Source organism: Streptosporangium nanhuense (assembly GCF_059358815.1).
Genome location: NZ_JCADBG010000005.1, coordinates 64,112 through 77,267, shown reverse-complemented (window position 1 = coordinate 77,267; position 13,156 = coordinate 64,112). Strand labels below are relative to the sequence as shown.

The window sequence follows — 13,156 nt, the reverse complement described above, 5'->3', positions numbered from 1 at the left end:
GGCGGCTCGCCGTCTCGCCCCGCCTCATGCGTGACGGCCCGCCGCCGCGTGCCGTCGTCACCGGCTGAACTTCTTCACCGAGGAGTCCTTCTTGACGGCGTCGGCCTTGTTCTGCGCGCGCTCCGCCCACTGGTCGACGGTCAGCTTGCCGGCCATGAGCTGCCCGGTCGCGGCGGCCACCTCGTCGTGCAGCTCGACGTACCACTTGCGGAACAGGAACCAGACGGCGTTGTCGCCCGCCGCCTCCAGCGCGGTCGAGGCGCTCTTGAGGCCGGGCTTGAGCGTACGGCCCTCGTCGGCGCCCTTGACGACCGTGAGCGTGGAGACCAGCTCCATGAACTTGCCCGCGCCCTCCTTGGAGAGCATGGCGCGCATGTACTCCAGGCCCGCGCGGGGGTTGGCCGACTTCGCCGGGACGACGTACTCCTCTCCCGGCTGGGCGTGCAGGGTGCCGTACGGGAGGGCGTCGGAGGAGCCGAAGTCGGGGAGGGCGAACATCGCGTAGCCGAAGTCGGCCGGGGTGGAGTCCTTCTGCTCGTTCTCCAGCCAGGAGCCGCAGGGCAGCATGGCGACCTGGCCCTTGTTGTGCGCCGTCTGGGTCTGCACGTGGTCGAGCCCCGCGGTGCCCTGCAGCAGGTACTTCGACCCGATCTCGACGAAGGCCTCCGCGGCCTGTTTGACCGGCTCGGCCTTCCAGGCGCCGTCCTGGAGGTTGTCGATGTTCTTCAGCACGTCCTTGCCGCCGATCTTCGCGGCGAGCGTGAGGATGGCCTCGTAGATGTAGAACGGGTGCTTGCCCGCGTAGGTGAAGGGCGCCATCTTGCCCGACTTCTTGATGGTCTCGCACAGTGCCAGGAAGTCGGCCCAGGTCTTGGGGACCTGCCAGCCCTCGGCCTCGAAGAGCTTCTGCGAGTACCAGATGCCCCAGACGGTGTTGGCGTAGTTGAGGACGTACGGCTTGCCGTCGTAGCTGCCCAGCTCGATCGCGTTCGGGTCGATGGTGTCGCGCACCTTGACGGCGGGGTCGTCCCAGCTCGGAGCGTCGTACAGCGGCGTGAGGTCGGCGAGCTGGCCGTCCTGGACCAGGGCGCCGAAGTCCATCGCGTTGGCGCCGGAGTTGTTGACGAACTCCGGCGGGTTGCCACCGGCGAAGCGCGGCTGGAGGGTCTTGGCGACCTCCTTGGTGGCGTTGTGCTTGATCTCCAGCTTGGGGTGTTTGGCCATGAGCAGCGGCTCGTGGACGTCCGTGGCGTAGGCGTCGCCGAAACCGCCGTCGAAGATCCAGATCTCCAGGGGCCTGTCCTCGGCGAAGCCGAGCGGGTTGGCCGCGCTGGTGGCCCCGACGACGGGCGCCGAGGAGGCGGCGCCGCCGCCGTTGCCCGCGGGGGTGGCGCACGCGGACAGGACCGGCAGGGTGAGGCCGGCCAGGGCCGCGCTGCGCAGGAGCTCGCGCCTGGATAGCTGGGTCATGCTTCCTCCTGGAAGTGGCCTGGGAGTGGAAGGCGGTGGCCTGGGAGTGAGAGGTGGCCCGGGAGTGGAAGGCGGTGGCCCGGGAGTGAGAGGTGGCCCGGGAGTGGGAGACGGTGGTCAGGCACCTCGCCGGATCCTTCCGGCGTAGCGGTTCTCAAGGGCGCGGTTGTGCTCGTCGCCGCCGGTCACGTTGGCGGAGCGGTAGATCGGCGGGGTCAGGCCCGCCTCGGTCAGGCCGCGCACCACCTCGGCCACGACCATCTGGGCCAGCAGCGCCGAGGTGATCGTGGACACCGCCCCGAACGTGCCGCCGCCCTGGAGCGGGAGGACCGCGTCACCGTAGGGGGCCCGGTTGTCGAGCACCACGTCGGCGAGGTCGAGCAGCTTGCGGCCCGAGGGGTGGCGGGAGGTCATCGCGGTGCTGTGCCGCACCGAGGTCAGGGCGATCAGGTCGTGCCCGTGCTCCTTGACGATCGAGGCCAGCTCGACCACCGACCCGTTCACCCCGGAACTGGAGATCAGCACGAACACGTCACCCGGCCGGACGGGGGCCAGGTCGTAGATCCGCCGGGCGACCGAGGGGTCGCGCTCCAGCTCGCCGGCCGTTCCGAGGAGGATGCCGACCGGGGCGTCCCCGTACAGCACGACGTCGCGCAGGGCCAGGCGGTTGCTGGGCACCAGGCCCCCCGCGCGCCCGGCGATCTCCATGGCGATCGCCTCGGAGTGGCCGGAGCCGAACGCCTGGACCACGCCGCCGCCGCTCAGGGAGGCGACGATCAGCCCCGCCGCCGCCCCCACCGCGGCCGCCTGGGTCCTGGAGACCTCGTCCACCAGGGCCTTGACCTCGTGAACGTATTCGGAAGCACCGATCTCCACGGTCAGCTCCTCTCCACCCGATGGCTCTCCAGAGCCCGGATCGTCAGCTCGAAGGCCTCGTTGGTCTGCTCATAGGTGCGCTGCGCGACCGCGACGTAGACGGTGTCGAGGACGAAGAGCTGGGAATGGACGGCGGCCAGGCCGCCCAGCCGGAAGGTGGTCTCGCGGCTGGCGGTGGTCAGGACCAGGTCGGCCAGCTCGGCCAGCGGGGAGCGGGCGAAGGAGGTGACCGCGACGGTCAGCGCCCCCCGGTCGCCGGCCTCGCCGAGGGACTCCAGCACCTCGCGGGTGCGGCCCTGGTGGGAGATGCCGATCGCGACGTCGCCCTCGCCGAGCAGCGCGGCGTCGGCGAGCGCCTCGTGCGCGTCTGCGTGGCTCCAGCAGGGGACCCGGATCCGGCGCAGCCGGCCGCCCATCATCAGGGCCACCGCCCCGCTGGTGGAGACCCCGAAGATGAGGACGCGACGGGCCGCGACGATGGCCTCGGCGACCCTGGCGACGGTGCCCGCGTCCAGCTGGGCCGCCGTCTCCTGGATGAGCCGGGAGTCGGCGGCGGCCATCACGCCGATCGCCGCGTCGAGCGGGTCGGTGGGGCCGATCTCGTGGCCCACCCCCGCGTCCCAGTTGGCCTGCGCGACGCGCCCGTTCTCGGTGGCCAGCGCGACCCGCAGCCCGGCGTACCCCGCGAAGCCGAACACCCGGCAGAAGCGGGTCACCGTGGCGGGCGAGCTGCCGCTCCGCTCGGCCAGCGTGATGATCGTGGAGCGCGCGGCCTCGGCGGGGTCGGCCAGGATCGCCTCCCCCACCCGGCGCAGCGCCTCGGGCAGCGCGGGCGTCTCGGTCTGTATGCGTCCGAGCGCGCCAGCGGCCACAAGCATTCCTTTCATCGGAAGTCATCTGGGTGAAAATTATTCTCAAGTCAAGCTCGCGTCAAGGCCGTCGAGGGCACGGTTGGGGGCACAACGCCCACGGCGCCGGGGCTTCGGGGGAAAATTCCGACAACCTCCGGCGCCTTTCGAGCGTCGTTCCTAACAGAGGTTCCAGAAAAGGAGCCGCCTGACGGAGGCGAACCCCACGATGACTCGACGTCCGGCCGACACGCCGCACCAGGTTTCCAGCGCGCACGTCCACGACGAGCTGGCCGCCCGGCGCGCCCGGCGCGCCAGGGACCAGAGACTGCGCAACGACCCGCACATCCGGCTGCTGGAGCGCGAGCACGGCGTCCGCTTCACCGTCGAGGAGCTCCAGGCGGCGGACCGGCAGGCCGAGGAGATGCTCGCGCCGCTCCGCCAGGAGCCGCCGTCCATCGACGAGGAGACCCGCTCCCTGCAGCTGCTCGTCTGGCGCCGCCTGGGCCCGAGGGGGTTCCAGGGGTTCATGCGGGAGCTGGAGGAGATGGAGGCCGAGCTGGCCAGGGCCCGGCACGACGGCTGGGACGACATCGGCTAGACCCCCCCGGGGGTTCTCCACCCCGGCAGGTCCAACACGCCCGCGCACTCGCCGTCGCGGTCTCACCCGTCATGGTGACGCGACCACCCCCCAGGCAAGCGATTGCTTGTTTTCGTGCGCGGTAAGGTGATGGAAGGTTCCATTGTCACGTGTTAGGCGAACATGCTCCATCAGCGACTCCAGCCCTCCACGCCGTACGCCGCCCTGATCTTCGACTGCGACGGGACCCTCGTCGACACCGCCGCCGCCAACGAGAGCGCCTGGCGGACCGCGCTGGCCGGATGGCAGGTCGACCTCGATCCCGCCTGGTACCAATCCCGCACCGGCCTGTCCGCCGACCGCCTGCTGGCCGAGCTCGAGACCGAGACCGGGGCCGAGCTCGACTACCGGGCGGTGCACGCGGCGGCCCTGGACGCCTACCAGTGGCTGATCCCCACGATCACCCCGCACCAGACGGTCAGCGCCGTCGCCGAGGCGCACCGGGGACGGGTGCCGATGGCCGTGGCCTCGGGAGGCGCCCGCCAGGCCGTGGAGGAGACCCTGCGCCTCACCGGCCTGCTCCCCCTCTTCGACACCGTGGTCACCAGGGACGACGTCCGCTACGGCAAGCCGGCCCCCGACGTCTACCTCCTCGCGGCGCGCCGCCTCGGCGTCGCCCCGCACGCCTGCGTCGCCTACGAGGACACCGACGAGGGAGTGGCCTCCGCCCTCGCCGCCGGGATGACGGTCATCGACGTGCGCCCCTCGCTCCGCTAGGCACACCGCCTGGAGAAACAGGCGCTCGCGGCGTGGCCGGAGAGCGCCCCCGCATTGGCTACCTGTACTATCCAATGATGCGGATATCCGAGCTCAGCGCCGCATCAGGCGTGCCCATCCCGACGATCAAGTACTACCTGCGCGAGGGCATGCTCCCCGCCGGGGAGCAGACCTCGGCGACCAGGGCACGCTACGGCGAGGAGCACGTGCGCAGGCTGCGGCTGATCCGGGCGCTGCTCGAGGTGGGCCGGCTGTCCATCGCCGCCATCGGCAAGGTGCTGGCCGCCATCGACGACCCGGACCTGAACCTGCACCACGTGCTCGGCGTCGCACAGTACGCCATCGCCCCGGCGGTCGAGCAGCACGCGTCCGACGAGGAGTGGGCGCGCGCCCGCGCCGACGCCGACGCCATGATCGACGATCTCGGCTGGGAGGTGGATCCCGGCGCCCCGGCCCGCGACGAGCTGGCCCAGGCCGTCCTCACCCTCGGCCGGCTCGGCATGCCCGCCGACGCCCAGGCCCTGCGGCCCTACGCCGACGCCGCCATGCGGCTGGTGACCGAACACGAGATCGGCACCATCCCGCTCGGCGGCCCCCGCGAGGCCGCGGTCGAGGCCATGGTCCTCGGCACCGTCCTGCACAGCAGGGTGCTCGACATCATGCGGAGGCTCGCCCACGAGTCGGTCTCGGCCCGTGTCTTCGGCACCATGTGAAGACGGCCCCCTGGGACCCTCATATGAGACAAAGGTGATTAAAGCGGCCTAGAGCAATAATCGGTCTCTGCTGTGACGGATGTCTCAATCGTTCCAATCGTCCCGTGAAATGGCAGCTCACAGCCCCGAAACAGGGCTGTGCGGATTTCTGTACGGCCACTGCCTGCCCATATAGGGCCGGGTAACACCCTGTTCACACACGGGCAACAGATGCGAAATCGCGACTTGCGAATCTTTGGGGGCAGCAGATCCCTCCATCCTCAAGGACTCCGCCGATGACCTTCAAGGCTGAATACATCTGGATCGACGGCACCCAGCCGACCGCCAAGCTTCGCTCCAAGACCAAGGTGATGGCGGACGGCGCGGAGCTCCCGATCTGGGGCTTCGACGGGTCCAGCACGAACCAGGCCGACGGCTCCTCCTCGGACCGGGTGCTCAAGCCGGTGTTCACCTGCCCGGACCCGATCCGCGGCGGCAGCAACGTGCTGGTGCTGTGCGAGGTGCTCAACATCGACATGACCCCGCACGAGAGCAACACCCGCGCCGCCCTCGTCGAGGTCGCCGAGAAGTACGCCGACCAGGAGTCCTGGTTCGGCATCGAGCAGGAGTACACCTTCTTCAAGGAGGGCCGTCCGCTCGGCTTCCCGATCGGCGGCTTCCCGGCCCCGCAGGGCGGCTACTACTGCGGCGTCGGCGCCGACGAGGTCTTCGGCCGCGAGATCGTCGAGAAGCACCTCGACTACTGCATCGAGGCGGGCCTGGCCATCTCCGGCATCAACGCCGAGGTCATGCCCGGCCAGTGGGAGTTCCAGATCGGCCCGGCCGGTCCCCTCGACGTCTCCGACCACATGTGGATCGCCCGCTGGCTGCTCTACCGCACCGCGGAGTCCTTCAACGTCGGCGCCACCCTGGACGCCAAGCCGGTGAAGGGTGACTGGAACGGCGCGGGCGCGCACACCAACTTCTCCACCAAGGCGATGCGCGAGAAGTACGACCCGATCATCACCGCCTGCGAGGCCCTCGCCGCGAACGCCCTGGAGCACGTCAAGTACTACGGCGCCGGCATCGAGGACCGCCTGACCGGCCTGCACGAGACCGCCCCCTGGAACGAGTTCAGCTACGGCGTCTCCGACCGCGGCGCCTCGGTCCGCATCCCGTGGCAGGTCGAGGTGGAGAAGAAGGGCTACATCGAGGACCGGCGTCCCAACGCCAACGTCGACCCCTACCTGGTCACCCGCCTCATCGTGAACACCTGCTGCTCCGCTCTGGAGAAGGCCGACCAGGTCTGATCCCGAGCGACGGACTCGAAGGCCGCGGACGCCCTGCCGGGGGCGCCCGCGGCCTTCGGCGTCCCGGCCGGGACCGGAACCCGGGGGTCCCGCGCTTGCGGATCACCCCGGAGAATGGGCCGCCGAGACCCTCAGCGGGCACCGGCCAGGCAAGACGAGACGTTTCGACTCGCAGAGTGCTACATTCGGGCACGTGAAGACACCGAACCCGGCCCGTCGCAGCGAGCAGTCGCGCCGGGCCATCCTGAGCGCCGCCTTCGACCTGGTCGTCGAGTCGGGATACGGCAAGCTGACGGTGGAGGCGATCGCCGCCCGCGCGGGGGTGGGCAAGCAGACGATCTACCGCTGGTGGCCGTCCAAGGGCGCCGTGTTCGTCGACGCCGTCCTCGCCGTGACCGGGGACGAGAAGGGGCACCTCGCGCTGCCCGACACCGGCGACCTCGGCGCCGACCTGCGCCTCGTGCTGCGGGCCATCGTCGACGAGTACAACGACACCAGGCTCGACACGATGAGCCGGGCGATGACCATCGAGGCGCTGAACGACCCCGGGATCAACACCGAGATCACCGAGCGGATCATGGGGCCGCACCTGGAGGCGACCAGGGAGCGGCTGCGCAGCGCCCGGCGGGCGGGCCAGGTGGCCGAGGACGCGGACCTGGACGTGGCCGTCGAGCTGCTGTACGGGCCGATCTACCACCGCTGGATGCTGCGCACCGCCCCCCTCACCCACGAGTACGCCGACACGGTCGCGGAGTTCGCCCTCAGGGCGCTGAGGCCCGCGTAGCGGCGGCCGGGAGCCCGGATCGGACCGAAATTACCGGGAACGCCGCCCGCCCGGCACGGGCTCCGGCCGCACGGCGCGCCCCCGCCGGGACCGCGACCGGCCGGGGCGGTGCCCGGGCCGGGAGCGGCCCCGGCCCACGCCCGTCACCGGGCGTCTGAGCACGCACGATGAATCCGACGGACCAGAACGAAAGTAAAATGTTTCCCCAGGGAGCGCTCCCCGCTTCCGTTACCCCAGTTCCACGGGCCGGAACGAGTTCACGTCACGAAAATCCTACAAAACAGGTGCTTTAGGACAGCGCTAAACGGGTACCTCGCGCCGTACCATAACTGCGATGCGGGACGTAGTGGAGCAATTACAGCGCTTGGGCATGTCGGGTTACGAGGCCAAGGCTTACGTCACCCTGGTCGGTGCCGGGCAGCCCCTGAACGGCTACGAGGTGGCCAAGCGTTCAGGCGTGCCGCGCAGCACCGTCTACGAGACGCTCGGCAAGCTGGTGGCCAAGGGGGCGGCCTACGAGCTGCGCGGCTCCGACGACGCCACCGACTACCTGCCGCTGCCGCCGCGGTCCCTGCTGGAGCGCATGCGCAGGGAGTTCACCGACTCGATCGAGTCGCTGGAGGTCTCGCTGCCCGCGATCGTGGCGCCCCCCAAGGCGTACCTGATCCACAACCTCAAGGACGCCGGGGCGCTGCTCGCCCGGGCCGAGGACGTGGTGGCCGGGGCGCGGGGCGACCTGTTCCTGTCGATCTGGCCCGAGGAGATGGGGCCGCTCGCCTCGCTGATCAGGCGGGCCGTCGAGCGCGGGGTCGAGACCTCGGTGATGCACTTCGGGCCGGCGCGGGAGCCGGTCGGCAACCTGTACGAGCACCTCTTCCCTGCCCCCGACGGTGAGGGAAACGCGAAGGAGGACCCGGAGCACCGGCTGCTGGTCGTCGCGGGCGACCGGCGCGAGGCCCTGATCGGCGGCTTCGCCGGCGGCACCGCGTGGGGCGTCTACACCGAGGACCCGGCCGTCGTCGCGATGGCGGTCGAGTACGTCAGGCAGGACATCGCCCTGCAGATCGTCGCGGGCCGGGTCGGGCACGAGGCCATGCGCGAGATCTGGGCCACCGACCCCGACCTGCGGCGGTTCCTCGCCGACCGCGACCGCCCGGCCGCCCTGCTGCGCGCCGCCGGGATGCCCGGCCACCGTCCCTACGGTTCCCCTCCGTCACCGGGGTCACCCACCCCCCACGACCACGCCTGACAGATGTTTGGTTTAACAGCGATGTGACATCCTTCGTAGAGATTGTCTCCATATCGGATGTCTCCATCTCGGGGGAAGGCAGGACATGGAAAAACCGGTCATCATGACGGTCGACGACGATCCAGGCGTGTCCCGTTCCGTCGCCCGCGACCTGCGGCGGCGCTACGGCCACTCCTACCGGGTCGTCCGGGCCGACACAGCGGCCGAGGGCATGGCCAGCGTCCGCGAGCTGCGGCTGCGCGGCGACGACGTGGCGGCGATCCTCGCCGACTACCGGATGCCTCAGATGAACGGCGTGGAGTTCCTGGAGCAGGCCATGGACCTGTATCCGTACGCCCGCCGCGTGCTGCTGACCGCCTACGCCGACACCGAGGCCGCGATCCAGGCGATCAACGTGGTCGACCTCGACCACTACCTGCTCAAGCCGTGGGACCCGCCGGAGGAGAAGTTCTACCCGGTGCTGGACGCCCAGCTCGACGCCTGGCAGCGGACGGACCGGCGCGAGTCCGACGAGCTGCGGGTGGTGGGCGCGCGCTGGTCGGCCCCGTCGTACGAGGTCAGGGACTTCCTGTCGCGCAACCAGGTGCCCTACCGCTGGATGCTGGCCGACTCCCCCGAGGGCGCCGAGCTGCTCGCCGCGGCCGAGGAGAAGGCCACCGGGGAGAGGGCGGCCGTCAGCCCGGCCAGGCTGCCGCTGGTCATCACCGGCGACGGCACGAAGCTCGTCGCGCCGAACCCCTCGGAGCTGGCCCAGGCCGTGGGGCTGTCCACCGCCCCGGCCACCGACTTCTACGACCTGATCGTGATCGGGGGCGGTCCCGGCGGGCTGGGCGCCGCTGTCTACGGCGCCTCCGAGGGGCTGCGCACCGTGATGGTCGAGCAGCACGCCTCGGGCGGGCAGGCGGGCCAGAGCTCCAGGATCGAGAACTACCTGGGCTTCCCCGACGGCGTCTCCGGCGCCCAGCTCGCCGACCGGGCGCGGCGCCAGGCGGCGAAGTTCGGCGCCGAGCTGCTCACCGCCCGCACGGTCACCAGCCTGGAGGTCAAGGGCCGGGCCCGGGTGGTCGGCTTCGCCGACGGCGGCACGATCGCCGCGCACACCGTCATCCTGGCCACCGGCGTCTCCTACCGGAGGCTGAACGCGCCCGGCCTCGACGACTTCATCGGCTCCGGCTGCTACTACGGCGCGGCCCTGACCGAGGCGCCCGAGTGCGCCAACCGCGACGTCTACATCGTCGGCGCCGCCAACTCGGCCGGCCAGAGCGCGGTCTACCTGTCGGGCTACGCCAGCAAGGTCCACCTGATCGTCAGGAGCGACGGGCTGGAGCGGACCATGTCGCACTACCTGATCGAGCAGATCTCGCGGATCCCGAACATCGAGGTGCACACCGAGACCGAGGTGGTCGGCGCCGAGGGCGAGGGCCACATGGAGCGGATCACGCTGAAGGGCCCCGAGGGCGAGCGCACCGTCGAGGCCGAGTGGCTGTTCGTCTTCATCGGCGCCCAGCCGATCACCGACTGGCTCGGGGAGACCATCGAGCGCGACGAGCGGGGCTTCGTCCTCACCGGCCCCGACCTGACCGCCGACGAGAACAGGCCGCGCAACTGGCCGCTGCGGCGGGAGCCGTACCACCTGGAGACGAACGTGCCGGGGGTGTTCGCCGCGGGCGACGTCCGGGCCGACTCGATCAAGCGGGTCGCCTCGGCGGTCGGCGAGGGCGCGATGGCCGTGGCCCTCGTCCACCGCTATCTGGAGAAGACATGACCACTCAGGACGAGGTCCCTCCCGCCGCCCGCGAGGGCAAGAACACGATCGACATCGACGTGCTCCGCGGATTGTTCCTCTTCGAGAAGCTCGACGACGACAAGCTCCGCTGGCTCGCGAGGTACGGCGACGAGGAGGAGTACGACGCGGGCGAGGCGATCGTCAAGCAGGGTGACCCGGCCGACTGCTTCGCCGTGCTCGTCGACGGCGAGGTGGTGATGGTCACCGAGACCACCGCCGGGCCGGTCACCATGAGCCCGACCTCGCAGCCCGGCGCCTACGGCGGCGCGGTCCTGGCCTACCTGGGCGACCGCGCCCCGGCCACCTACAGCCACTCGCTGCGTGCCACCAAGCCGACGCGCATGTTCATGCTCCCGGCCAGGAAGTACGGCAAGATCATGGCCGAGTGGTTCCCGATGGCGGTGCACCTGCTCGACGGGGCCCGCATCGGCGGGATGGCCCAGCGGGAGCTCGTCGACCGGCGCCAGCGGCTGACCGCGCTCGGCACGATCACCGCCGGGCTCACCCATGAGCTCAACAACCCGGCCGCGGCGGCCGTACGGGCCGTGGACGAACTGCGGGAGAAGACGAAGACCTCGCGCAGGCGGCTGGCCGCGCTGGCCGAGGACGGCATCGAGCCCGAGCGGCTGCGCGCCCTGGTCGACCTGCAGGAGGCGTGCGCCGCGAGCATCACCGAGGCGCCGTCCCGCTCCCCGCTGCAGATCTCCGACGCCGAGGACGAGCTGGCCGACGCGCTGGAGGAGGCGGGGGTGGAGGACGCCTGGGAGATCGCCCCGCCGCTGGTGGCGGCCGGGTTCAAGGTCGCCAAGATGGAGAAGATCCGCGAGGCGCTGGGCGAGCGCTACCTCGACGGGGCGATGCACTGGCTGTCGGAGGCCATCGAGATCACCCAGATGCTGAACGAGGTGACCGACGCGACCGAGCGGATCTCCTCCCTGATCGCCTCCGCCAAGCAGTACTCCCAGATGGACCGGGCGCCGTACCAGACGGTGGACGTGCGGGAGCTGCTGGACAGCACCCTCACCATGTTCCGCGGCAAGATCCCGCCGGGGATCACCATCGCCACCGACTACGACCCCGAGCTGCCGCCCATCCCCGCCTACGCCGGGGAGCTCAACCAGGTGTGGACCAACCTGATCCACAACGCGCTGGACGCGATGGCCGGCACCGGCATCCTGACCGTCCGCACCCGGCTCGAACACGACACGGTCGCGCTGATCGAGATCTGCGACACCGGCCCCGGCGTCCCCGAGGCCCTGCGCGAGCGGATCTTCGAGCCGTTCTTCACCACGAAGGCGGTCGGCGAGGGCACCGGGCTCGGCCTGGACATCTCCTTCCGCATCGTCGCGGGCCGCCACGGGGGCGACCTGCGCGTGGAGTCGGAGCCGGGCGACACCCGCTTCGAGGTGCGCCTGCCCCTCACCGAGACGGCCGATTCCACCTGAGGGCTCTGAGCTCCTGAGGGCCCTGAGGCCCTCAGGAGCCGTGGACGCCGTTGGAGATGTCCATCAGGCGGGCGAGGACGCCGCCCCCGGAGACGCGGACACCGTCGTGCTGCCACTCGTTGGTCACCCAGGTCCGCAGGTTGCCCACCGCCCGCGCGGTGCGCATGGACAGGCCCTCGTCGACGTACATGTCGTCGTAGTAGACGGCGGCGACCACCGGGACCCGGTTGGCGGCCAGCCGGGCGGGGTCGTAGAGGGCGGGCCAGCCGTCGGTCGTGGCGAGGATCTCGGCGGCGCCCTTGAAGGGGCGGAGCGCGGCGATCTCGTCGAACATCCAGGGATAGATCATCTCCCCGGTGGGCAGCGTCGTCGCCGCGTCCTCGCGGAACTCCTCGGGCAGCAGCCGGTGCGCGGCCCAGCCGGTGGCGGCGCCCTGGGCGTAGATCGACTCGTGCAGGACCGCGTAGAGCGGGTTGCCCACGAAGCCGGTGGCCATCATGACCTCGTACAGGAACAGGTCGGAGAGCCTGTCGCCGGTCCAGGCCTCCTCCAGCACCCAGTGCAGGTATTCGGCCCCGTCGCTCATGCCCAGGCACATGCCGAGGGTCTGCAGGCGGCGTACGGTCAGCACGTCGCCGTCGGGGAGCAGGACCTCGTGGCGGCGCAGGTGGGCGGCGATGGCGTCCAGGCGGCCCGAGTCGTGCGGGTAGCGGGCGAAGTGGCGGTTCACCTTGTCGCGGACGCGCGGGTAGGTGCGGGAGTAGACGTCGTCGGCGCCGGCGTCGAGCCCGGACAGTCCGCCGGTCACGTAGCAGGTCGCCAGGCCCTCGGGAGCCCGGGAGAGGTAGGTCAGCGTGATGAAGCCGCCGTAGCTCTGGCCCAGGGTCTCCCACGGCCGGTCGCCGCAGAGCTCGCGCCGGATCAGCTCGGCGTCGGCCACGATCGAGTCGGCCCGGAAGTGTCCGAGGCGGGCGGCGAGCTCGGCGTCCGTGCCGCTCGCGGTCTTCGCGGTGATGGGGGTGCTGCGGCCGGTGCCCCGCTGGTCGAGCAGGAGGACCCGGTGGGTCTTCAGCGCGTGTCCCAGCCACCCGTCGGCGGCGGCCGGGCGCGGCGACTTGCCGCCGGGACCGCCCTGCAGGAAGAGCAGCCAGGGCAGGTCCTCCCCCTGCCGCGCCGGGTCGACCGCCTCGCGGGCGAAGACCTCGATCGTCTCGCCGCCGGGGTCGGCGTGGTCGAGGGGAGCGGTGAACACGTGGTCGGTGAGCGCCACACCGGGCAGAAGGACAGTCACTCACGGAAAGCTACCGGACACCGGCGACGTCCTCCGCTCCAGGTGGCG

General features: G+C 71.0%; 12 protein-coding genes. 8 read left to right on the top strand and 4 right to left on the bottom strand.

From position 1 onward, the window contains the following. Positions 1–57: 57 nt before the first annotated feature. The 3 genes from ngcE to AC5L38_RS12070 form a co-directional block, all read right to left on the bottom strand. Complete coding sequence (gene ngcE, locus AC5L38_RS12080) at positions 58–1,470, bottom strand: N-acetylglucosamine/diacetylchitobiose ABC transporter substrate-binding protein (RefSeq protein ID WP_495242854.1); 1,413 nt, start codon at positions 1,468–1,470, stop codon at positions 58–60. A 117-nt stretch (positions 1,471–1,587) separates the two neighbouring features. Next, positions 1,588–2,346, bottom strand: a complete 759-nt coding sequence (locus AC5L38_RS12075; protein WP_495242853.1) for a sugar isomerase domain-containing protein — start codon at positions 2,344–2,346, stop codon at positions 1,588–1,590. Between the two features lie 2 nt (positions 2,347–2,348). Continuing rightward, entirely contained in the window at positions 2,349–3,224 is an 876-nt protein-coding gene (locus AC5L38_RS12070; protein ID WP_495242852.1) for a MurR/RpiR family transcriptional regulator, read from the bottom strand. 199 nt (positions 3,225–3,423) lie between these two features. Between AC5L38_RS12070 and AC5L38_RS12065 the strand changes: the two genes are divergently transcribed. The 8 genes from AC5L38_RS12065 (at position 3,424) to AC5L38_RS12030 (ending at position 11,817) form a co-directional block, all read left to right on the top strand. Beyond that, positions 3,424–3,795 (top strand): hypothetical protein, encoded by a 372-nt coding sequence (locus AC5L38_RS12065; RefSeq protein WP_495242851.1) that lies wholly within the window; start codon positions 3,424–3,426, stop codon positions 3,793–3,795. Between the two features lie 162 nt (positions 3,796–3,957). After that, positions 3,958–4,551: an HAD family hydrolase gene (locus AC5L38_RS12060; protein ID WP_495242850.1), complete on the top strand. Its 594-nt coding sequence runs from the start codon at positions 3,958–3,960 to the stop codon at positions 4,549–4,551. 77 nt (positions 4,552–4,628) lie between these two features. Then, positions 4,629–5,264, top strand: coding sequence for a MerR family transcriptional regulator (locus AC5L38_RS12055; RefSeq protein ID WP_495242849.1), 636 nt, complete (start codon positions 4,629–4,631; stop codon positions 5,262–5,264). Positions 5,265–5,539: 275 nt separating this feature from the next. Then, the gene (glnII, locus tag AC5L38_RS12050; protein WP_495242848.1) at positions 5,540–6,553 is read left to right on the top strand and encodes a glutamine synthetase; all 1,014 of its coding nucleotides are present in this window, start codon (positions 5,540–5,542) and stop codon (positions 6,551–6,553) included. Positions 6,554–6,746: 193 nt separating this feature from the next. Further along, positions 6,747–7,337: a TetR/AcrR family transcriptional regulator gene (locus AC5L38_RS12045; RefSeq protein WP_495242847.1), complete on the top strand. Its 591-nt coding sequence runs from the start codon at positions 6,747–6,749 to the stop codon at positions 7,335–7,337. Between the two features lie 334 nt (positions 7,338–7,671). Beyond that, entirely contained in the window at positions 7,672–8,586 is a 915-nt protein-coding gene (locus AC5L38_RS12040) for a TrmB family transcriptional regulator (protein ID WP_495242846.1), read from the top strand. A gap of 85 nt (positions 8,587–8,671) precedes the next feature. Continuing rightward, the gene (locus AC5L38_RS12035) at positions 8,672–10,351 is read left to right on the top strand and encodes an NAD(P)/FAD-dependent oxidoreductase (RefSeq protein WP_495242845.1); all 1,680 of its coding nucleotides are present in this window, start codon (positions 8,672–8,674) and stop codon (positions 10,349–10,351) included. Next, positions 10,348–11,817 (top strand): ATP-binding protein, encoded by a 1,470-nt coding sequence (locus AC5L38_RS12030; protein ID WP_495242844.1) that lies wholly within the window; start codon positions 10,348–10,350, stop codon positions 11,815–11,817. Before AC5L38_RS12035 ends, AC5L38_RS12030 begins: the two co-directional genes overlap by 4 nt. A 31-nt stretch (positions 11,818–11,848) precedes the next feature. Here AC5L38_RS12030 and AC5L38_RS12025 read toward each other — a convergent pair whose 3' ends face one another. Beyond that, the gene (locus tag AC5L38_RS12025) at positions 11,849–13,108 is read right to left on the bottom strand and encodes an alpha/beta fold hydrolase (RefSeq protein WP_495242843.1); all 1,260 of its coding nucleotides are present in this window, start codon (positions 13,106–13,108) and stop codon (positions 11,849–11,851) included. Positions 13,109–13,156: the final 48 nt, after the last annotated feature.

Coding starts and splice junctions, on each gene's coding strand:
- ngcE (WP_495242854.1), bottom strand. CDS start 1,470: ATGACCCAGCTATCCAGGCGCGAGCTCCTGCGCAGCGCGGCCCTGGCC.
- AC5L38_RS12055 (WP_495242849.1), top strand. CDS start 4,629: ATGCGGATATCCGAGCTCAGCGCCGCATCAGGCGTGCCCATCCCGACG.
- AC5L38_RS12040 (WP_495242846.1), top strand. CDS start 7,672: ATGCGGGACGTAGTGGAGCAATTACAGCGCTTGGGCATGTCGGGTTAC.
- AC5L38_RS12070 (WP_495242852.1), bottom strand. CDS start 3,224: ATGCTTGTGGCCGCTGGCGCGCTCGGACGCATACAGACCGAGACGCCC.
- AC5L38_RS12030 (WP_495242844.1), top strand. CDS start 10,348: ATGACCACTCAGGACGAGGTCCCTCCCGCCGCCCGCGAGGGCAAGAAC.
- AC5L38_RS12035 (WP_495242845.1), top strand. CDS start 8,672: ATGGAAAAACCGGTCATCATGACGGTCGACGACGATCCAGGCGTGTCC.
- AC5L38_RS12065 (WP_495242851.1), top strand. CDS start 3,424: ATGACTCGACGTCCGGCCGACACGCCGCACCAGGTTTCCAGCGCGCAC.
- AC5L38_RS12060 (WP_495242850.1), top strand. CDS start 3,958: ATGCTCCATCAGCGACTCCAGCCCTCCACGCCGTACGCCGCCCTGATC.
- glnII (WP_495242848.1), top strand. CDS start 5,540: ATGACCTTCAAGGCTGAATACATCTGGATCGACGGCACCCAGCCGACC.